The following is an 18,701-nucleotide window of genomic DNA, read 5'->3' on the forward strand; positions in this document are numbered from 1 at the left end:
CCGTCGAATCGCCGAGGATCAGGCGCAGGCGCGCGTCCCAGTAGCGCGGTGCCAGGCCAAGTTGACCCGTGCTGTCGCGGGCGAGCGCGCCGCCCACGAGGGCCGCCGCCGTGTCCGTCGCACCGCGCACGAACGCGAGGAGTCCGAGTCTGAAACGCGCCACGTTGGCGGCCGGAGCGTTCGTGAAACGCCGCATCAACACCCGGTAGTGAGCACGCTCCTCATCGGGCTCGCCGCGCGAGCGATCGTGGTCGGCGAGGATCATCACCGCGCGCGCGATGCTCGTGTCGCCGCGGTACCGGCGCGCCAGGGTGTCGGCCAGCACCTCCGCCGCATCCCAGAAACCCGCGGCTGCCAGCGCCCGCACCCGCTCGAAGGCGATCATCGTCGCGGGCGGGGACGCCGTGCGCCGGCGGGCGCGCGGACTGGCAGGGCGCGCGGCGGCGCTGTCCAGCGCCGCCATGGCGTGAGGCAGGCTGCCGCGCTCCAGCTGGATGCGGGCGAGCTCGAGCCAGGCGCCGACGCTGGTGTCGGCCCGCGCGATGGCCCGGCGCGCGAAGCGCTCGGCGGTGACCAGGTCGTCGCGGGCACGGTAGGCGCGGCTCACCGCGAGGTACTCGCGGAGCGAGAGGGTGTCGTAGCGCTCGGTCAGGAACGTCGCGGCAAGGAGTGCCGCGGGCCTGGTGGGGTCGGCGAAGACGATCGAATCGGCGCGAATCCGCGCGGAGCGGCGTTGGCCGAGCGCGTATTCGACGCGGGCGATCTCCAGCGGACGTCGCAGCCTGACGTACACGTCGAGCGCGCCGCGCAGGTTGCCCGCGGCGACTCGCCGACGCGCGATCATCAGATCGGCGCGCTCCGAAGCGCCCGGCGTACGCGCCGCGCTGACCGAAGCGAAGGCTAAGGCGGTGTCTCGTTCGATCTCCGCGCGCCGGATCGCCAGCCAGTCGGCGATCTCGGGAAGCGCCTGTGACGCCCGGCGCCAGCTTGCCGCAGCCGAGTCGAGGCGGCCGGCCCGCTGGAGCGCCACCGCCAGCCGTACGGTCGCGGCCGCGCGCATGGCAGCCGGTGCGGATGTGAGCTCGGCGATACGGGCGTACTTGGCCGCGGCCGGACTCCAGCGCTCGGCACGTTCGTCGGACCGGGCCGCGACGGCCAGGAACTCGGGCAGCGAGTCACCACCGCGGGCGCGGCGGACCAACTCCTCCAGCCGCGACGTGCGACCCAGCCCTTCCGCGATCCGCGCATGCACGATCGCGTCGGCGGCGGGGAGCGGTCGCGAGGCCGGCGGCGCGGGCGCGGCCCGGAGCGCGTGCCAGTAGCGGCCCGTGGCCAGCAGGCTTTCGGCCGGCGGCGCCCGAGTGACGGGCACGCACCGGTCCTTAGCCCGTGCCGGCGGGCGCGGCGAACGCCCCAGCGGCCACCAGAGCAGCAACCCGCCCAGTGCGAAGACGCCCACCCCGCCGGTCATCGCGGCGTCACGACGTTGAGGCGGCGCGATTCCGCCTCCCACTTGGGGCGCTCCGTGCCTTCCGCCATCTCCCACAAAGTGTAGAACGCGAGTCGCGCCACCCGTGATGCCTTGTCGGGGTCCGTCCGGTCCGCGTGGTCGGTCGGCTGGTGGTAGTCGCCGTGCTCGCCGGTATAGAAGAAGATGTATGGGACGCCGCGGCGCTGGAACGGCCAGTGGTCCGAGTCGGCGGGGGTCCGGGGCCGGTCCTCGATATCCGGACCGACGCCGAGGCCGAGCTCCGGGTGCCGTGCCGCGAGCCGCCGCACCCGGCCCGAGATCGAGCTCTTGTTCCACCCGTTCAGGTACACGGAGTCGGGCCGGTTGCGGCTGATCATGTCTAGGTTGACGAGTCCCACGATGCTGTCGAAGGGGACCGTCGGGTGAGCGACGAAGTGCCGCGATCCGAGGAGGCCCAGTTCCTCGCCGCTCACCACCAGGAAAAGGATCGAGCGCCGCGGACGCTGGGCCAGGCTCCCGAACGCTTCGGCGAGCGCGAGGACGCCGGCCGAGCCGGAAGCGTTGTCGTCGGCGCCGTTGAGGATGGAGTCGCGCCCATTGGGCCGCGAGACGCCGAGGTGGTCCAGGTGCGCGACCACCACGACGTACTGGCCGAGCAGCCCGGGATCGCGCCCCCGCAGCAGCCCGGCGACGTTGGGCGCTGTCTGGCCGCGAACGGAGAATCGCTGCTGATAGCGGCCGCTGTCTCCTGCGGGTGCCAGCCCCGCCCGCCGAAAGACCGACTCGACGAAACCGGCCGCCTGCTCCAGCTCCGGGCTCGGCGTGGCACGGCCCCGCATGGAGTCGTGGGCCAGGGCATGGATGAAGCGCGAAAGCTGCGGCGGAGTGATCGCCGGTTGCTGCGCTGCCGCCGGCGCGGCGAGCGCCACGGCCGCGGCTGCCGCGAGGCGTCCCACCCATGCCACGCGGCGGCCGTGCCCGGTCATCTCAATGGTGTGCTTCGGCGACGAAGTTGATCTGGCCGAGCGGCTCGCTCCCGCAAAGGAGGGTCATAGGAAGAATCTGCCGAGGGTCTCCCGATACCCGACGGCTCCAGCCCAGCGCGAGGAACCGGACCTCGGCACGGTTGGCCGCGATGGGGCCTGCTTGGAAGCGGGGGTCGTTCTGGATGTCGATCTGCTGCCGGAACCGCTCCTCGGCGTCCATGCCCGAGATGCGCGAGCCCTCGAGATACTCGGAGGCGACTCTGCCCCCCGTCAGAAAGGAGACGGTGCGGCCGCCCCTCAACTGCGCGCGAAAGTGCGACGGGTCGAACCGGCGCGCCGTCGGAGAGGGGTTGCGCACGTGGACCAGGAATCCGTTGCCGCCGAATTGGTCGGCGCGAAAATCCCGGAACTGGACGAGGAGCCCCTCACACGAAGCAGTGTCGGCGCGAGTGCTGTCGAACGCGAGACGTCGGGACGCGTCTTGTGCCTGCGCCACCACGGTCGGCGCGGACGCGAGCAAGAGCAGAGCGAAAGCAGAACGCATGAACCCGGACCTCCCGGCTGATGTCGCTCGAAACCTATGAGCGCCGGTGCGTCGTCGCTACCGCCGCAGAGCGAACGTCACCGCCACGAGGATGCGCACCCGCACCGGCCGGCCCCCCATCCGCGTCATCGATGCGCGGGGGCTGGTGCCGCGTCGCGCCCACCGCGGCGGCGATCAGCGCCGAGTGCAGGACGAGCGAGATGGCGCGCGTGCCCCACGCATGGTCGTGGCCGTGGAGCTCAACGGCGGAGCAGCTTCACACCTTTCGCCCCGGCTATGACCGCCAGGTGCGCCAGGCGCAGGAAGAGCCCGTCCTCCACGATCCCCGGGCGCCGGGCGAGCGCCCGGGCGAGCGCTGCCGGGTCCTTGATGCCGTGCGGGAAGCGGCAGTCAACGACATAGTGGCCGCCGTCGGTGTGGTATGGCGTTCCGTCGGCCGCGCGGCGAAGCGTCGGAGTCGCGCCCAGCTTTTCGAAGAACGGCAGCAACGCCGACCAGCCGAAGGGAATCACTTCGACCGGCACCGGGACCCGAGTACCGAGACGGCGCACCCGCTTCGACTCGTCGGCCACGACCACGAAGCGTTTGGCGGCGAGCGCGACGAGCTTCTCGCGCAGCAGCGCCCCGCCCAGGCCCTTGATGAGGTCGAGCCGCGGGGCGACTTCGTCGGCGCCGTCGATGGCGAGGTCGAGCTCGGGGTACTCGTCGAGCGTGACCAGCGGGATGCCGAGGGCGCGGCAGCGGTGAGCGGTGTCCTCGGACGTGGGAACGGCTACGACGCCGCGCACCGCGCCCGTGGCCAGACGCGATGCCAGCAGCTCGAGAAGCGGACGAATCGTCGAGCCAGTGCCGAGGCCTATCGCCGTCCCGCTCTCGATGAACAGGACCGCGCGCTCGGCCGCCGCGCGCTTGAGCTCGTCCAGGTTCACGGAGCGCCCCGGTACTGCTCGTCGTCCACGCGCCGGCCCGGGTGGGTCAGCTTCGCTCCTGGCGTGGACCGCATTTTCTCCATCTCAACCGCCGCCGTCGGAGACGGGTCTCGTTGCGAGGTTGACAGAGTCGCACCACAACCAATATCTAGCCTGGCCGGCGAGAGGCAAGGAACCCCGCGTGGACGAGAACCAGTCACCGAGAGCAGCACGGAACGCCGCCAAGAGTCGACGGGTGGCTAAGGATCTCACGCGTACGCTCTCCCTGCTCCGGGCCACCCTCGACTCCACCGCCGACGGACTCCTCGTGGTCGACCGAGACGGCAGGATCGAGATCTTCAACCGCAAGTTCGCCGAGATGTGGCGCATACCGGAGGAGATCCTGGCCACCAAGGACGACCAGCAGGCGCTCGGCTTCGTCCTGCAGCAACTCGAAGACCCCCACCAGTTCCTCACCAAGGTCCGAGAGCTGTACAGCCAGCCCGAGGCCGAGAGCTTCGACGTCCTGAAGTTCAAGGATGGCCGCGTCTTCGAGCGCTACTCCCAGCCGCAATGGATCGGCGGCGAGATCGTCGGACGGGTGTGGAGCTTCCGCGACGTCACGGCACGCGCGCGCGCTGAAGAGGCGCTGCGCCGCGAGCACAAGTTCGTGCGCCTGCTGCAGGCGGTGGCCGTTGCGGCAAACGAGGCACGCACCGTGGAAGATGCGTTCCTCCACTGCCTCGACCGTATCTGCGCGCACACCGGCTGGCCGGTGGGCCACGTGTACATGGCCGGGGAGGACCTCACCGGTGACTTGGTGCCGACCAAGCTCTGGCACATGGATGACCCGCTGCGATACGAGGTCTTTCGCCGCGTGACCGAGACGACACGCCTGGCGCCGGGCGTCGGCCTGCCTGGCCGCGTGCTCGCGACCCACAAGCCGGCGTGGATCGTGGACGTCAGGAACGACCCGAACTTCCCGCGTGCCGGCATGGCGTACGACATAGGCCTCAGGGCGGGGTTCGGTTTTCCGGTGGTCGTGGGCACCGAAGTCGTCGCGGTGCTGGAGTTCTTCGCCCCCGAGCCGGTCGCGCCCGACGAGGCACTGCTTGACGTCATGGTCCACGTCGGCACGCAGCTCGGCCGGGTCATCGAGCGCAAGCGGGCGGGAGCGCGGACGTCCGGGTCGGTACGCGCCTAGCGCGCGACCCGGCGCGTGCCGTCCCCCTGGTAGGCGTAGCGGATGGTGAGGCACCCTCCCTGCACGCCGGCACAGTAGTAGCTCACGATCGTGGCCTTCGCGTAACGCCCGTCCGCCGTGCGAACGCCATAGACGTCGCCCTTCGGCGTGAGCAGGTGGGAGCTCCAGCCGTAGCGATACCATTTCCCGACGCCGGCGCTGGTGCTGTCCCGAGCGGTCGCCACGTAGCCGATGTCCGGCAGCGTGACCACCGAATCGAAAGGGACAGACCCGAGGTTGACGATCCCGCCCCGACCCCCAAAACCGTCCCCGCCGTTGGCGATCACATGGAAGCGGCTCACCGCGAGGTCCCAGTCGAGCGGCCCGGGGCGCTCCACCGCGGAGTTGCGCGAGAAGTCGAAGTAGGTCCACCGGTTCTCATCGGTAGCGTCCAGGGTCACGATCGCGGGGCCGACCAGGGTGTCTCCCACCGGGGCAGGGTTGGGCGGCGTGATCGCCATCTGCCGCATCTCTGGCTTGCGCAGCGCGCCCACGACGAAGGTGGCCATGAAGAGGACGAATACCGCGACGACCGCCCAGACGAAGGCGTTCACGCGGAAGAGCGGCGGCGGACCGGGCTGGCTCATGGCGACGAAGTATACGGTGTGACCCGGCCCGACTGGACAGAGAACGCTGAGGTCCACACAAACTAGCTCGACGGTCCCAACTACACCTTAGGTGTTCAGCGTCGCCTGAACACCCCAGCGGCTCCGTCTCCAAGTTCGCCGAGCGGAACGGCCCAGGCCCGCGGACCCAGTGCGTAGCGCCGGTTCCCAGGGTAGAGCACCACCAGCTGCTCGAGGTTCAGGTCCCGCAGGGCGATGCGCATGGATGGGGTGAGCGTCGGAGCGTCCGCCCGCTTGACCTCGACGCCGAGCCGTCGGCCGTCCTTGAAAAGCAAGAGGTCCAGCTCGGCGCCGGTGTGTGTCGCCCAGAAGTACGCCGCCTCGGGCTTGACGGCCTTGAGCGTTTCTTCGATCGCATATCCCTCCCAGGAGGAGCCGCGCTTGGGGTGCACGAGAAGATCGCGCGGGGCGCGCACTCCGAGGAGCTGGTGGAGGAGACCCGAGTCCCGGATGTACACCTTGGGCGATTTCACCTGGCGCTTCCCGAGGTTCTCGTGCCACGGCGCCAGCTGCCGAACCAGGAACAGTCCGGTCAGGAGATCCAGATAGCGCCGCACCGTGGGCTCGCTCACCCCCATCGAGCGTGCCGGATCCGCGGCATTCCATATGTTACCGTGGTAGTGAGCCAGCATGGTCCAGAGGCGCAGCAGTGCCGGGGCCGGGATGGAGATACCTAGCTGCGGCAGGTCGCGCTCGAGGTAGGTTCGGATGAGTTCCCGCCTCCATAGGAAGCTGTCGCCGTGTGACCGGGCCAGAAAGGCGCGCGGGAACCCACCCCGAAGCCAGTGACGCTCGAGCGATGCTACGCCGATCTCGCTCAAGGAGAACCCGTCCATTGTGATGACCTCCATCCGTCCCGCGAGCGACTCAGCGGACTGACGCAGCAGCGCCGGCGACGCGCTGCCCAGAAGCAGGAACCGAGCCGGCAGCGGCTTCCGGTCGGCGAGGACGCGCACCACCGGAAAGAGGTCCGGCCGGCGCTGCACCTCGTCGATCACGACCGTCCCGCGAAGCGTCGCCAGGGCCGTCATCGGCTCGTCCAGCCGGGCCAGGCTGACCGGGTCCTCGAGGTCGAAGTAATTGGGTGAACCTGGCGCCACCAGCTGCCGGGCCAGCGTGGTCTTGCCGGCCTGGCGGGGACCGATCAGGGCCACGGCGCGACCGCGCCGGAGCGCCGCGCGCAGCTGGGCAAGGATCTCACGGCGGGCTATCATGGTCCGATGATACACCATGAAATTCGAAAGTGCAATGTTGCTTTGTCATGGTGTACCGGATCCGGACGACGAGTCTTGGCGGCTACCCGTGACCCTCGCCCCAAGCCCTGACCGTGACCTCGGAGCCTCGAGCATCCGGACCAGCAGGCGCAGGGGCCGGCCCACTCCGGGGCGGGTATCGGTGTGACCTGGCCCTGCCTGAAAGGGTCGTTAGTGGGGACGATAGGACGACATGATCTGCCGAGAGCAGGGGTCCCATGCCATCGCGTTTCCGCTCGATACTGTGCGCGCTCCCGCTGCTGCTCGCCGCGAGCTGCGGGCACGATCCCGTTACCGGCCCCATCGTCGCGCTTCCGCGACCGCTGACCGTCGCGGAAGGCCGGCTGGTCGCCACCGACAACCGGTTCGCGCTCAAGCTCTTTCGGCAGGTCGCCGCCGAGGGGGACCCGTCCGAGAATCTCTTCATCTCGCCGCTCAGCATCGCGATGGCCTTGGGCATGACGCTGAACGGCGCGGCCGGGACGACCTACGATTCGATGCGGCTGGCTCTGGAGCTGGGCAGCCTGACCCCGGCGGAGATCAACCAGTCGTACCGGAGCCTGATCGAGCTGCTGCGCGGCCTCGACCCGGGCGTTGACTTCACCCTCGCCAACTCGATCTGGTATCGAGAGGAGTACACCTTCGAGCCGGCGTTCCTGGACACGAACCGCGTCTATTTCGACGCGCGCATCCAGGGGCTGGATTTCGCCGCGCCCAGCGCGCCGGGGACGATAGACGCGTGGGTGAGCGAGCAGACGCGCGGGCGGATAGCGAGCATCGCGCCCAACCCGCTCCCGCCCGACGCCATCATGTTCCTCATCAACGCCGTCTACTTCAAAGGTGACTGGACCGAGCGGTTCGAGCGTGCCCGCACCCAGGACGCGCCGTTCCGGCGGCGTGACGGCTCGACGACCACGGTGCGCATGATGTCGCACGCGGGCGAGGTTCAGGTCGGACTGGCGCGCGAGGGGTCGGTCCAGGTCCTGGACCTGCCGTACGCCGGCGGGGCGTTCAGCATGACGATCGCGATGCCCGACGACCCGGCGGCGATCGATTCTCTCGTCGCGAACCTCACCCTGGATCAGTGGGGCGGGTGGATCGGCGCGCTGGATTCCGCGGAGATCCTCGTCTCGATGCCGAAGTTCGTTCTCACCTCCGACCTCACGCTGAACGGTGCGCTGTCGGCGCTCGGGATGGGCGTGGCGTTCTCACCGCAGGATGCGGATTTCAGCCGGATGTTGGGGAGTCGGGGCCCGTACATCACGAACGTGAAGCACAAGACCTTCGTGGACGTGAACGAGGAGGGCACCGAGGCGGCCGCGGTGACCTCTGTCGGGATCGGCGTCACCAGCGCGCCGCAGGCCATCATCGTGGCCCGTCCGTTCGTCTTCGTGATCCGGGAGCGGTTCTCGGGGACGATCCTGTTCATCGGGAAGGTGGTGGATCCCGCGGCGGGCTAGGCGACCAGGGAACCCGGGCGCAAATGGCCGGTCAGGGCCAGCGTCCGTACCGCACGGCCGCGCCGACCTGGAGCACGCGCTGCGACAGCCCGATAGATTTCCGAATCCGTGACCAGCATCGGCACCACCTCCTCACTGGTGCAGGCGATCACCAGCTGCCAGCGCTGCCCGCGCCTGCGCGCCTGGTGCCGGCAGGTCGCCCGCGACAAGGTCCGCCGCTTCCGGGACCAGGAGTACTGGGGCAAACCGGTCCCCGGTTTTGGCGACCCCAGCGCGCGGCTCCTAGTCGTCGGCCTCGCCCCCGCGGCCCACGGCGGCAACCGCACCGGCCGCGTTTTCACCGGCGACTCCTCCGGCGATTGGCTCTACGAGGCGCTCCACCGCTTCGGCTTCGCGAACCAGCCCACCTCCGTCTCGCGGGACGACGGGCTCCGCCTCACCGACTGCTACGTCACCGCCGCCGCCCGCTGCGCGCCGCCACACAACAGGCCCACGCCGCGCGAGCTGGCGAACTGCCGCCCCTGGCTCCAGGCCGAGCTGAACCTCCTCCGCCGCGTGCGCGTGGTCGTCACCCTCGGCCGCATCGCGCACCAGTCGTACCTGGAGGCAGCCGGCTGGCGGAAGGAGCTGCCGGCGCGCGAGCGACCTCGCTTCACGCACGGCGCGGAGGCGCGCCTCCCGGACGGCACGCTCCTCGTCGCCTCGTTCCACCCCAGCCGCCAGAACACCAACACCGGCCGCCTCACCCGCGCGATGTGGGACGCGATCTTCCGGCGCGCCCGCGAGGTGCTGGAAGGGCGGTGACACACCCTGCCGCCGCTGCGCCTCCTTGCGCCCTTGGCCCGCCGCCCCAGCTTCCGCGAGGATCGCCACCGAGGAAACGATGATCGACATCGTCCATCCGCGTATCGAGCGCTACCTGCGCACCCTGATTCCACCGCGCGACCGCGTGATGGCCGCGATGGAAACGCGCGCCGGACGCGAGCGCATTCCGATCGTGGGCCCGCTCGTCGGACGGCTCTTCTTCCAGCTCGCGCTCATGGTCCGCGCCCGGCGCGTGATGGAGCTGGGCAGCGCGATCGGCTACTCGACACTGTGGTGGGCCCGCGCCGTCGGGCCCAAGGGCCACGTCTGGTACACCGACGGCGACCCCGAAAGCGCGCGCGTCGCGGCGGGCTACTTCCGGCGCGCCGGCCTCGGAGGGCGCGTCACGTTGATGGTGGGCGACGCCGTGACGTCCATGAGGAAGGTGAAGAGCACCTTCGACATCGTCTTCTGCGACATCGACAAGCACGGCTACCCCGCCGCCTTCGAGGCGGCGTGGCCCCGCATCCGCCGCGGCGGGCTGTTCGTGTGCGACAACACGCTGTGGGGCGGACGGGTGACCGGGCGAGCCGGGACGGCCGACCGCAATACCGCAGGCATACAATGCCTCAACCGGATCACGTTTGCCGACGAGGCCAACGGTTTCGCGGTGCTCCTCCCCCTGCGGGACGGGGTGACTGTCGTCCTGAAGCGTTGATTCGCGCTCGCGAACGCTGCAAACCGGAAGACCCGTTTGACGCACCGCCCGGGACGGCGTAGGCTATCCCCCCACAGGAGCTGGCCCATGACTTCCACCAACGGTTTCGTCCTGACCGTGCTGTTGGCCGCCTCGGCCGCCTGCCGCGCCGAAGTCCCACGCGTCCGCGTGGTAATCGCCGAGCCGGCGGACGGCGCCCAGCTCGTCGGGCCCAGGGTGCGGGTGCTGCTGCAGGCCGGCGGTATCGAGATCACCCCCGCCTCCGACGAGCGGCCCGGCACCGGGCACCACCATCTCTTCCTCGACCGTGAGGCCACGGCCCCGGGCGACACCATCTCCCAAGGCGTGCCCGGCATCTTCCACCTGGGGCGCGCGCAGACCGAGTTCACGCTGGAGGGCCTCGCGCCGGGAAGGCACCGCATCATTGCCGTCCTCGCCAACTGGGCCCACGTGGCGCTCGACCCGCCCGCGGTGGACACGGTGCGGTTTACGGTGCGCTAGTACGCTCGTTGCGGCGCTGTGGTCAGGGTGGATCTCCTTTCGTGTCGGCCTGGGCCAGCCCGTTGATCTTCGCGGCCATGATGAAGTCGTTCTCATGCAGCCCGTTGATCTTGTGGGTCCAGAGCAGGATATCCACCCGGTTCCAGTGAATCGCGAAGTCCGGCGCCTCACCGCCGATCGCAGTTTGGACGACTGATCGGAATCGACCGGGAGGGCACCTCATGGCCTACCGTAGTCCCCACCTCCCCGCCGCAATCGTCGTCTCCTTCCTGCTCGCGCTGCCGGGCGCGACTCGCGCCCAGAACGTGCCCGCGGACCCCGTTCACCGCGCCCGCCGCCTGGCGCTGGTGGAGGAGATCGCTAGGCAGGGCGTGACCGATAGCACCACACTCGCCGCGATGCGCGCGGTGCCGCGCCACGAGTTCGTGCCACCCCGGCGCGTCGACGATGCCTACGGCGATTTTCCGCTCCCCATCGGCTACGGCCAGACCATCTCACAGCCCTTCGTCGTCGCCTACATGACCGCGCTGCTCCGGCCCCGGCCGGGATTGCGGGTGCTCGAGGTGGGCACCGGCTCCGGCTACCAGGCGGCGGTGCTGGCCCAGATCGGATGCCGGGTGTACACGATCGAGATCTTCGAGGCGCTCGCCACCAGCGCGCGCGAGCGGCTCCGCCGCCTCGGCTACGGCGACGTGGAGGTGCGGCACGGCGACGGCCACGACGGCTGGCGCGAGGCGGCGCCGTTCGACGCCGTCATCGTCACCGCGGCCGCGGGGTACGTGCCGCCCCCGCTGATCGATCAGCTCAAGCCGGGAGGGCGGATGATCATCCCGATCGGCAGCGTGTACGGCGTGCAAAACCTGATCCTGGTCGAAAAGGACGCGGCCGGCGACGTCCGTACCCGCCAGCTGCTCCCGGTGCGGTTCGTCCCGCTGCTTCGCGAGCTTCGTTGACCGCGGGGTCCCGCGCCCTCGCTGCACCGGCGGTCGCCCTCCTTACCGCCGGCACCCTCGCCTTCGAAATCTTCCTGGTGCGGGTCTTCGCCATCGCGCAGTACCATCACTTCGCCTACATGGCGATCGGCGTGGCGATGCTCGGCGTCGGCGCGAGCGGCACGCTGATGTCGCTGCGCCGCTTGCCGCCCGACGAGGCGGTACCGCGGTGGTTCGCGTGGGCCGGGGCGCTCACCGCGCTCACCCTCGTCGCCGCTCCGGCCCTGGCGCTCCGCATCCGGGTCGACGCCACCCAGCTCGCCTGGCAGCCACGTGAGTGGCTGCCGCTGGGCGGAGTGTACCTGCTCTGCGCCCTGCCGTTCGCGGCGGGCGCGCTCGCGGTCCTCCTCGCGCTGACGCTGGAGCGGGAGCGGCCCGGCCGGGTGTACGGCCTGAGCTTCCTCGGTTCGGGCCTCGGGGCCGCGCTCGCCGTGATCGGGATGTGGCTGACGCCGCCCGAGCGTGGCCTGGCGGTGCCGGCGCTGGTGGCCGCGGCCGGCGCGGTGGCGGCGGCGTGGAGCACCCAGGGCGTGCGTATCTGCCGCGTGACCGTGGTGATCGCCGCCGCGGCGGCCCTGGCGGCGCTGGCGCGTCCGCCCTGGCGCATCGAGGTCACGCGCTACAAGGAGCTGCCCCAGGTCGAGACTTACCCCGACGCCCGCCGCGTCGCCGAAAGATCGAGCCCGCTCGGGTGGGTCGTGGCGGCTCGGGCGCCGGCCTTCCGTTACGCGCCGGGGCTCTCGCTCGCGTACCGGGGCGCGTTCCCGGCGCAGACCGCCCTGTTCGTGGACGGGCACATCGCAGGGGCCGTGGTCGCGGCCGACGCGGCGGAGGCCCGCGCCCTGCTCGAGTGGCTGCCGTCGGCCCTGCCGTACGCGGTGCGGCGCCCCGAGCGGGTGTTGGTCGTGGGCGCGGGCGGCGACCTCGACGTGGAGAGTGCGCTCGCGCACGGCGCCCGGCATGTCACGGCCGTCGAGATCAACCCGGACCTCGTGCGGCTGAGCCGCCGCGCCCAGCGCGGAGATTCGGTGACCTGGGTGGTGGGCGACGCCAGAAGCTACGTCGCGCGCTCGCGGGAGCGCTTCGACGTCATCGCGATCGGGCCGGGGGGCGCGTACGGCGCCGCGGCGGCGGGCGTGCACGCGCTCGACCAGGATTTCCTGCACACCACCGAGGCCCTCGCGCAGTTCCTCGTGCGGCTCGAGGAGGAGGGCGTGCTCGCGGTCACACGGTGGCTCACCGTCCCGCCGCGCGCCGCCGTCCGCACCATCCTGACCGTGGCCGTGGCGCTGCGGCGCGTCCGGCCGGAGGCGGTGCGCCACGGGCTCGTCGTGGCCCGCGGATGGGGCACCGCCACCGTGCTCGCGAAACCCTCGGGCTTCACGCCGGGCGAGATCGCGGCCCTCGAGGCGTGGACGCGCGATCGCCGGTTCGACCTCGACTGGTATCCCGGCCTGCGCGCCCCGATATCGGGCTTCAACCTGCTGGACGAGCCGACGCTGTTCCGGGCGGCCGCGGCGGCCTCATCGGGTGGCGGGGAGGCCGCCGACTTCGCCGCCGCCTACCCGTTCGCCGTCGCCGCCGTGAGCGACGCGCGACCTTACCCGCACCACTTCGTGCGCCTCCGCGACCTGCCCACGCTGCTCCGGCGGAGCCGCGGTGAGTGGCTCCCGTTCGCCGAGTGGGGCGCCATCGCGCTCGTGGCCACCTTGGGGCAGGCAGCGGCCTTGGGCGCGATGCTCCTCGGGCTCCCCGCCATCCTCGGGCGGCACCGGGCGGGCGAGCTCCGGCTCCGGCGCGTGCTCCCTTACTTCGGCGCCATCGGGTTTGCTTACCTCTGCGCGGAGATCGCGGCGATCCAGGAGCTTGGCCTAATGCTCGGACACCCGGTTTACGCTGTCGCGGCGGCGCTTACGGCGTTCCTGGTGTGCTCGGGTTTGGGGAGCGCCTGCTCGGATCGGCTCGCCGCGCGCGGCGGTGCGCGCGTCGGCGCACTGTTGGCCGCGGTCCTGGCCGTCTATGCGGCCGGACTGCTTCCGCTTGTCCACTTGATGCAGGGCGCGCCGTTGCTCCTGCGCGCGGCCGCGTCCGTCCTGGTGCTGGGGCTGCCGGCCACGCTCATGGGGATGCTGTTCCCGCTGGGCCTGCGTGCGCTGGTGGGGCCGCACCGCGGTGGCCTGCCGTGGGCCTGGGCGGCGAACGGCTTCGCCTCGGTGGTCGCCGCACCGCTGGCAGCGCTGATCGCGCTGGAACTGGGCGCGCCCGCGCTCTTCCTCTTCGCCGCGGCCGCGTACGGCGTGGCGTCTCTTATCTTTGCCGTGGCGGGGCGGAGCCCCGGGTAAATGGCGGGCGAGACCTCGCCGCTGGTCACCTGCTCCGGCGCCATGTCGTGCGGAGTCCCGATCATGACCCCCGACTTGGTCAGGTTCGAGGACTCGAGCCGGGCGATGCCGAAGTCCATCAACTTGGCGCGGCCGTCCGCCGAGACGCGGATGTTGTCGAGCGTGTTCATGACGAATGGCCCGTACCTGACGACCGGTTCTCCGAGCGGCCGCGCGCCAGCCTGTTAGTCGGCCGCCGCCGACTTGCGCGGCGCGGCCCCACCCGGTAGCCTCGACCCATGCTAACCAAAAAAATTCAGACCGCCCTCAACGACCAGATCAATCACGAGTTGGCCTCGGCCTACCTCTACCTCTCGATGGCCGCCTACCTCGAGGCGGCGAACCTGCGCGGCTTCGCGGCCTGGATGCGGCGCCAGGCCCAGGAAGAGGCCGGGCACGCGATGAAGATCTTCGACTACGTGAACGACCGCGACGCCCGCGTGACGCTGCAGGCCATCGAGCAGCCGCCCACCGCGTTCAAGTCCGCGCTGGACGTCTTAGAGCGGACCCTCGAGCACGAGCGCAAGATCAGCGGCCTCATCAACCGCCTGTGCGACCTGGCGGCCAAGGAGAACGACCACGCCACGCAGGCGATGTTGCAGTGGTTCGTCAGCGAGCAGGTGGAGGAGGAGAAGTCGGTCAGCACGGTCCTCGAGCAGCTCAGGATGATCGGCGTCTCGAGCACGGCGATCTTCTTCCTCGACCGACACCTCGGCAAAGACGCCGAGGAGACGGCCGGCTAGACGCGACGAGCAGTCCCGGCTCCGGCTGCAAGCTGATAGATTTCGGCATGGACCGCATCAAGTTCGTCGAGCACGACGGCAAGCGCATCCTCATGCCCGATCTCCGAGAAGTCGAGCGCAACGCCAGGAACCCTGGATGGGGTCCGAGGAGGGGACCGATTCCAGACCAGCGCCCTTCGCTCGAATCAAAGCTTCAATCTCAGGCCAAGTCGCTATTCCAACCGTTGGCCCTCGCCTGACGTAGACGTTAATGCGGGCAACGACCCCCTGCACGTCCCGCGTCACCGGCTCACCGCAGCCAGTTCAAGAAAACCGTGATGATCAGCGCGTTCGCGAAATCGATGAAGAACGCCCCGACCAGCGGCACCACGAGGAACGCGCGCGGCGCGGGGCCGTACTTGGCGACGAGCGCGCGCATGTTGGCGACGGCATTCGCCGTGGTGCCCAACGCAAACCCGATAAAGCCGCTGGTCATCACGGCGGCATCGTAGTCGCGGCCCATGACGCGGAACGCCGCCACATAGGCCACCACCGTGATCACCGCGACCTGCGCGAGCAGGATCGTGATCAGCGGCACCGCGAGATGGACCACCTGCCACAGCCGCAGGTCCATGAGGGCCACGACGAGGAACAGGTTGAGCGCGGTGTTGCCCATGAACTCCATTGCCTTGAGATCGATCTTCAGCCAGCCGGTCCGATCGTCCAGGTTGCGAAGCAGTGAGGCGACGATCATAGCGCCGATGTAGGCCGGGAGCGTGACGCCGAGCGATTGGATGTAGCGGCTGAGGATGCTGCCCAGGGCCATCGAGAGGGCGAGCACGACCATGTTGCGGATCAGGGGCGTGTCTTCGCGTTCCACGTCGACCACGAACGGCTCCGACGTGCTCGTCAGTTCGGCCCGCAGCTCGGCTCGCGACGCGACGTCCGAGCGCAGACCGTAGCGCCGCACCAGGTCGGTCCCGATCGGCCCGCCCATGATGCCGCCGCACACGATGCCGACTGTGGCCGCTGTGAGCGCCACGACGGCGGCCCCGGGAATGCCCGCCTGCTCGAACAGCGGCGCAAACGCGAGCCCGGTCGCGGGCCCGCCGACCAGCGTGACCGAACCGGCCAGCACGCCCAGCAGCGGCGACTCCCCGAAGGCCCCGGCTACCGCCATCCCCAGGAAGTTCTGCACCAGGCAGAACAGGATCGAGAGCACGAGGAACACCACGACCTGGATGCCGCCCGTCCGCAGCACCGCGACGCTCGCGCCCATCCCGATGGTCGTGAAGAACGCGACGTTGAACACCGGCTGCATGGCTGCGCTCAGCTGGATGTTGATGACTCGGTCCCGCGTGAGCAGAACGAAGATCGCGAACAAGAGCCCCCCGATCACCGCAGAGGGAATGTTGAGGCGATCGAGCACCCCGATCCGGCGCCGCAGCTGCAGCCCGGCGAAATACACCACGGCGGCCAGGGTCAGGGTCTGGAGGAGATCGAGCTCCAACGTCGTCATGGGGCCACAAGGTAATCACCCCGGGCGCAACCCGCGCCGTGCGAGCCTCGGAAGCGGCAGGTAGATTCCCGCACCTCGTTCCCGGACTCCCCATGCCGTTGTGCGGGAGGCATTTGAGTGGGCGAAGGAGGCCCCGCCCGCGCCGGCGGACGACTTACATGAGGCGCTAGTTGAGCATCGCAAGCGGCTTATAATCGTAGGCCTAGTGTGCCCGACTGGAGGACACTCCCCCCTGGCAACCTCCCCTTGCCGGATCGTGAACCGGGGCAGATGTTGCCGAAGTCCCAGCCTGACGGGAATCCCATGACACGACCTCTCGTTCCCCTCCTGGTTGCCGCCCTCGTCGTGCCGAGCGTGCTGTCGGGACAGAAGGCGGCGCCGGCCGGTACGCCCGGCGACCGGGCCGGCCGCTACGCCGTCGCCGACGCACACGCCGACGCCGCGCCGACCAACGTCGAGCAGTCGGTGCCGGCCCTGGCCGCGTACCTCGCGCAGGCCGGACGCGACGACCTGACGCGAGCCCGCGCACTCTACCGCTGGGTCGCCGGCCACATCGAGTACGACGTGAGCGGCTTCCGCACCGCGAGCTACGGCGACGTGAGCCCGGAAGGGGTGCTCCGCCGCCGGGCGTCGGTGTGCGAGGGCTACGCCCGCCTGACCGAGGCGCTCGGCGAGGCGATGGGGCTTGAGATCGAGGTTGTCAGCGGGTGGTCCAAGGGCTACGGCTACACCCCCGGTCAGCGATTCGACGGCGCCACGAACCACGCGTGGAACGCGGTGCGGATCGAGGGGCAGTGGCGGCTGATGGATCCGACGTGGGGTGCCGGCTACCTCGACGAGCGCATGCAGTTCGTCCGCCGGTTCCAGGAGCACTACTTCCTCACTCCCCCCGACGCGTTCGTGTTCGACCACCTGCCGCAGGACCAGCGCTGGCAGCTGCTCGACCGGCCGGTCTCGGCCGCCGAGTACGCGGACCTGGCCTACCTGCGGCCGATGTTCTTCGTCGCGGGCTTCCGGATTGGGAGCCACCCCCGCGCGCGCATCGCGGCCGACGGCCGCGTCACCGTGACGCTGGGCGTCACGCAGCCCGTGCAGATGACGGCCCGGGTGCTGCCCGCCGCCGCCGACCGAACCCTCGAGGGGGAGCTGGCGTTCGTCCAAGTGAACGCGGAGGAGGCCCAGGTCCACGCCGGCTTCCCCGGGCCGGGCGACTACCTGCTGCGCCTGTTCGCCAAGCCAGAGGGCGCAGCAGGCCCTCTCCAGTGGGTACTCGACTACCGCGTGCAGGCCTCGCGGGGCGCGCCCGACGCCGCGTTCCCGATGGCCTACACGGGCTTCGGGGCGAGGGGGACTTGGCTCGTCGAGCCGCTCACCGGAGTGCTGGAGGCAGGGCGAACCTACCGCTTCCGGCTCCGCGCGCCGGGGGCACTCGACGTGGCCGTCGTGGCCGGCGGCCAATGGACCCATTTCACACGCGACGGGGAGGAGTTCTCCGCCGACGTGCCCGCCGTGGCGGGCAACATCGTGGTGTACGCGAAGTACGACCCGAACAGCGACTTCACGGGCCTGCTGAGGTACACTGGTCGCTGAGCGAGGACGGCGGCAGGCCGGCGGAGGCTACAGCTTCACGATGGCCAGCACGGTGCCCATCGTGCCGGTCCAGAAGACCATGCGGGCCTCCATCCGACCGAAGTTGGCCTCGAACAAGTCCCTCGACTCGCGAGTGCTTCGGCGAGCGCGACGGACGCCGGCGGGCGCGACACCTCACCCTTCGACTGCGGCGGGATGACGATGCGGCGGTCTTTGGTGGAGGCGAGCAGATCGAGCCGACCCGCGTTCCCGAACGTGATGACGAGACACGCGTCCACCACGACGGTGTCCATGCCGCCTGCTCAGCGCGTCGCGGCGGCGCCGAGGAGCGGCGTTCCGTCGGCATCCTGGGATTCCCCCAGAATGCCCATGTACTGACGGAAGTCTTCAATGGACACGCCATAGAGCTCCGCGGCACGTCCGGTGGTGACCAGCCCGCGCCGCCACGCCTCGACCGCGAGGGCGGGCAGCCGGCCGCGCACCCGGTCTACCGTCCGGAACGTGATGCCCAAGGCGCGAGCCGCCTGCGAAATCGAGTACTCATCGGCCCGGAGCGCAGCGGCCTGATCGTCCGTGAGCAGCCGGCAGTTCTGAAGCCGCCACAGCAGCGCGGTGCGCGACACGCCGAAGTGATCCATGGCCCGCACGATGTCGGCGCGATCCAGGTGGGGGATAGCGCCCGCAACCAGCAGGCCGGCGGACTCGAAGTAGATGCGGAGTCCTGCCTCCGGCATCAGGAACGCCGCGGCAAACGTATTGGCGCGGACCTCGTGCAGTTCGTCGCCACGCCGGTCTTCAAAGGTGAACTGTTCGATGGTCACGTCGCGCAGCAGCCAGTGAGCGCATTCGTGCGCGGCCGTGAACGCCATCCGGAAACCGGTGAAATCGTCCTTCCGTGGGTTCACCCCCACACACGCCCCGACGCCCTCCAGCTCGAAGAACAGGCCGTCGATCCGATCCTCGTCTTCGAGCCCGTCCAGCTC

At 70.2% G+C, this 18,701-nt stretch carries 19 protein-coding genes; 10 read left to right on the forward strand and 9 right to left on the reverse strand.

Going from position 1 to position 18,701, the window contains the following annotated elements:
• The 4 genes from Q8Q85_12305 to rpiA all read right to left on the reverse strand — a co-directional run.
• Positions 1 to 1,471: hypothetical protein (locus Q8Q85_12305; GenBank protein MDP3775037.1), on the reverse strand; the 1,471-nt coding region annotated here is incomplete at its 3' end.
• Positions 1,468 to 2,457 (reverse strand): M28 family peptidase, encoded by a 990-nt coding sequence (locus tag Q8Q85_12310; GenBank protein ID MDP3775038.1) that lies wholly within the window; start codon positions 2,455 to 2,457, stop codon positions 1,468 to 1,470. The genes Q8Q85_12310 and Q8Q85_12305, both read right to left, overlap by 4 nt.
• A gap of 1 nt (position 2,458) precedes the next feature.
• Positions 2,459 to 3,001 (reverse strand): hypothetical protein, encoded by a 543-nt coding sequence (locus Q8Q85_12315; protein MDP3775039.1) that lies wholly within the window; start codon positions 2,999 to 3,001, stop codon positions 2,459 to 2,461.
• A 239-nt stretch (positions 3,002 to 3,240) separates the two neighbouring features.
• On the reverse strand, positions 3,241 to 3,930 hold the full coding sequence (gene rpiA, locus Q8Q85_12320; GenBank protein MDP3775040.1) for a ribose-5-phosphate isomerase RpiA: 690 nt from the start codon (positions 3,928 to 3,930) through the stop codon (positions 3,241 to 3,243).
• 235 nt (positions 3,931 to 4,165) lie between these two features.
• Between rpiA and Q8Q85_12325 the strand changes: the two genes are divergently transcribed.
• Positions 4,166 to 5,113, forward strand: coding sequence for a GAF domain-containing protein (locus Q8Q85_12325; GenBank protein MDP3775041.1), 948 nt, complete (start codon positions 4,166 to 4,168; stop codon positions 5,111 to 5,113).
• Here Q8Q85_12325 and Q8Q85_12330 read toward each other — a convergent pair.
• A complete protein-coding gene (locus tag Q8Q85_12330) occupies positions 5,110 to 5,739 on the reverse strand; it encodes an HmuY family protein (protein ID MDP3775042.1) in 630 nt (209 codons plus the stop codon). The two genes, Q8Q85_12325 and Q8Q85_12330, sit on opposite strands and share 4 nt — an antisense overlap.
• 95 nt (positions 5,740 to 5,834) lie before the next feature.
• Positions 5,835 to 6,992 (reverse strand): ATP-binding protein, encoded by a 1,158-nt coding sequence (locus Q8Q85_12335; protein ID MDP3775043.1) that lies wholly within the window; start codon positions 6,990 to 6,992, stop codon positions 5,835 to 5,837.
• A 257-nt stretch (positions 6,993 to 7,249) separates the two neighbouring features.
• On the opposite strand from Q8Q85_12335, the gene Q8Q85_12340 reads away from it, so the two are divergent.
• The 4 genes from Q8Q85_12340 (at position 7,250) to Q8Q85_12355 (ending at position 10,514) form a co-directional block, all read left to right on the forward strand.
• Positions 7,250 to 8,491: a serpin family protein gene (locus Q8Q85_12340; GenBank protein MDP3775044.1), complete on the forward strand. Its 1,242-nt coding sequence runs from the start codon at positions 7,250 to 7,252 to the stop codon at positions 8,489 to 8,491.
• Between the two features lie 108 nt (positions 8,492 to 8,599).
• Positions 8,600 to 9,295 (forward strand): uracil-DNA glycosylase, encoded by a 696-nt coding sequence (locus Q8Q85_12345; GenBank protein MDP3775045.1) that lies wholly within the window; start codon positions 8,600 to 8,602, stop codon positions 9,293 to 9,295.
• A 79-nt stretch (positions 9,296 to 9,374) separates the two neighbouring features.
• A complete protein-coding gene (locus tag Q8Q85_12350) occupies positions 9,375 to 10,013 on the forward strand; it encodes an O-methyltransferase (GenBank protein ID MDP3775046.1) in 639 nt (212 codons plus the stop codon).
• 87 nt (positions 10,014 to 10,100) lie between these two features.
• The gene (locus tag Q8Q85_12355; GenBank protein ID MDP3775047.1) at positions 10,101 to 10,514 is read left to right on the forward strand and encodes a DUF4399 domain-containing protein; all 414 of its coding nucleotides are present in this window, start codon (positions 10,101 to 10,103) and stop codon (positions 10,512 to 10,514) included.
• A gap of 22 nt (positions 10,515 to 10,536) precedes the next feature.
• Here Q8Q85_12355 and Q8Q85_12360 read toward each other — a convergent pair whose 3' ends face one another.
• The gene (locus Q8Q85_12360) at positions 10,537 to 10,737 is read right to left on the reverse strand and encodes a 4a-hydroxytetrahydrobiopterin dehydratase (protein MDP3775048.1); all 201 of its coding nucleotides are present in this window, start codon (positions 10,735 to 10,737) and stop codon (positions 10,537 to 10,539) included.
• Between Q8Q85_12360 and Q8Q85_12365 the strand changes: the two genes are divergently transcribed.
• Genes Q8Q85_12365 through Q8Q85_12380 form a run of 4 tightly spaced genes read left to right on the forward strand, consistent with a single transcriptional unit; the run spans position 10,736 to position 14,630 of the window.
• Positions 10,736 to 11,467 (forward strand): protein-L-isoaspartate(D-aspartate) O-methyltransferase, encoded by a 732-nt coding sequence (locus Q8Q85_12365; GenBank protein MDP3775049.1) that lies wholly within the window; start codon positions 10,736 to 10,738, stop codon positions 11,465 to 11,467. The two genes, Q8Q85_12360 and Q8Q85_12365, sit on opposite strands and share 2 nt — an antisense overlap.
• Entirely contained in the window at positions 11,464 to 13,848 is a 2,385-nt protein-coding gene (locus Q8Q85_12370) for a hypothetical protein (protein MDP3775050.1), read from the forward strand. Before Q8Q85_12365 ends, Q8Q85_12370 begins: the two co-directional genes overlap by 4 nt.
• Positions 13,849 to 14,076 (forward strand): hypothetical protein, encoded by a 228-nt coding sequence (locus tag Q8Q85_12375; GenBank protein MDP3775051.1) that lies wholly within the window; start codon positions 13,849 to 13,851, stop codon positions 14,074 to 14,076.
• Between the two features lie 50 nt (positions 14,077 to 14,126).
• Positions 14,127 to 14,630, forward strand: coding sequence for a ferritin (locus Q8Q85_12380; GenBank protein MDP3775052.1), 504 nt, complete (start codon positions 14,127 to 14,129; stop codon positions 14,628 to 14,630).
• A 289-nt stretch (positions 14,631 to 14,919) separates the two neighbouring features.
• Here Q8Q85_12380 and gltS read toward each other — a convergent pair whose 3' ends face one another.
• Positions 14,920 to 16,128, reverse strand: a complete 1,209-nt coding sequence (gltS, locus tag Q8Q85_12385; GenBank protein MDP3775053.1) for a sodium/glutamate symporter — start codon at positions 16,126 to 16,128, stop codon at positions 14,920 to 14,922.
• Between the two features lie 303 nt (positions 16,129 to 16,431).
• Between gltS and Q8Q85_12390 the strand changes: the two genes are divergently transcribed.
• Positions 16,432 to 17,718: a transglutaminase domain-containing protein gene (locus Q8Q85_12390; GenBank protein MDP3775054.1), complete on the forward strand. Its 1,287-nt coding sequence runs from the start codon at positions 16,432 to 16,434 to the stop codon at positions 17,716 to 17,718.
• Between the two features lie 302 nt (positions 17,719 to 18,020).
• Here Q8Q85_12390 and Q8Q85_12395 read toward each other — a convergent pair.
• Positions 18,021 to 18,701, reverse strand: a 681-nt coding sequence (locus tag Q8Q85_12395; protein MDP3775055.1) for an ImmA/IrrE family metallo-endopeptidase, incomplete at its 5' end; no start/stop codon positions are given.

The sequence above is a fragment of the Gemmatimonadales bacterium genome, assembly GCA_030697825.1.
In the GTDB taxonomy this organism is placed as follows: domain Bacteria; phylum Gemmatimonadota; class Gemmatimonadetes; order Gemmatimonadales; family JACORV01; genus JACORV01.

Coding starts and splice junctions, on each gene's coding strand:
- Q8Q85_12380 (MDP3775052.1), top strand. CDS start 14,127: ATGCTAACCAAAAAAATTCAGACCGCCCTCAACGACCAGATCAATCAC.
- Q8Q85_12335 (MDP3775043.1), bottom strand. CDS start 6,992: ATGATAGCCCGCCGTGAGATCCTTGCCCAGCTGCGCGCGGCGCTCCGG.
- Q8Q85_12315 (MDP3775039.1), bottom strand. CDS start 3,001: ATGCGTTCTGCTTTCGCTCTGCTCTTGCTCGCGTCCGCGCCGACCGTG.
- gltS (MDP3775053.1), bottom strand. CDS start 16,128: ATGACGACGTTGGAGCTCGATCTCCTCCAGACCCTGACCCTGGCCGCC.
- Q8Q85_12355 (MDP3775047.1), top strand. CDS start 10,101: ATGACTTCCACCAACGGTTTCGTCCTGACCGTGCTGTTGGCCGCCTCG.
- Q8Q85_12360 (MDP3775048.1), bottom strand. CDS start 10,737: ATGAGGTGCCCTCCCGGTCGATTCCGATCAGTCGTCCAAACTGCGATC.
- Q8Q85_12390 (MDP3775054.1), top strand. CDS start 16,432: ATGACACGACCTCTCGTTCCCCTCCTGGTTGCCGCCCTCGTCGTGCCG.
- Q8Q85_12330 (MDP3775042.1), bottom strand. CDS start 5,739: ATGAGCCAGCCCGGTCCGCCGCCGCTCTTCCGCGTGAACGCCTTCGTC.
- Q8Q85_12375 (MDP3775051.1), top strand. CDS start 13,849: ATGGCGGGCGAGACCTCGCCGCTGGTCACCTGCTCCGGCGCCATGTCG.
- Q8Q85_12350 (MDP3775046.1), top strand. CDS start 9,375: ATGATCGACATCGTCCATCCGCGTATCGAGCGCTACCTGCGCACCCTG.
- Q8Q85_12365 (MDP3775049.1), top strand. CDS start 10,736: ATGGCCTACCGTAGTCCCCACCTCCCCGCCGCAATCGTCGTCTCCTTC.
- Q8Q85_12310 (MDP3775038.1), bottom strand. CDS start 2,457: ATGACCGGGCACGGCCGCCGCGTGGCATGGGTGGGACGCCTCGCGGCA.
- Q8Q85_12340 (MDP3775044.1), top strand. CDS start 7,250: ATGCCATCGCGTTTCCGCTCGATACTGTGCGCGCTCCCGCTGCTGCTC.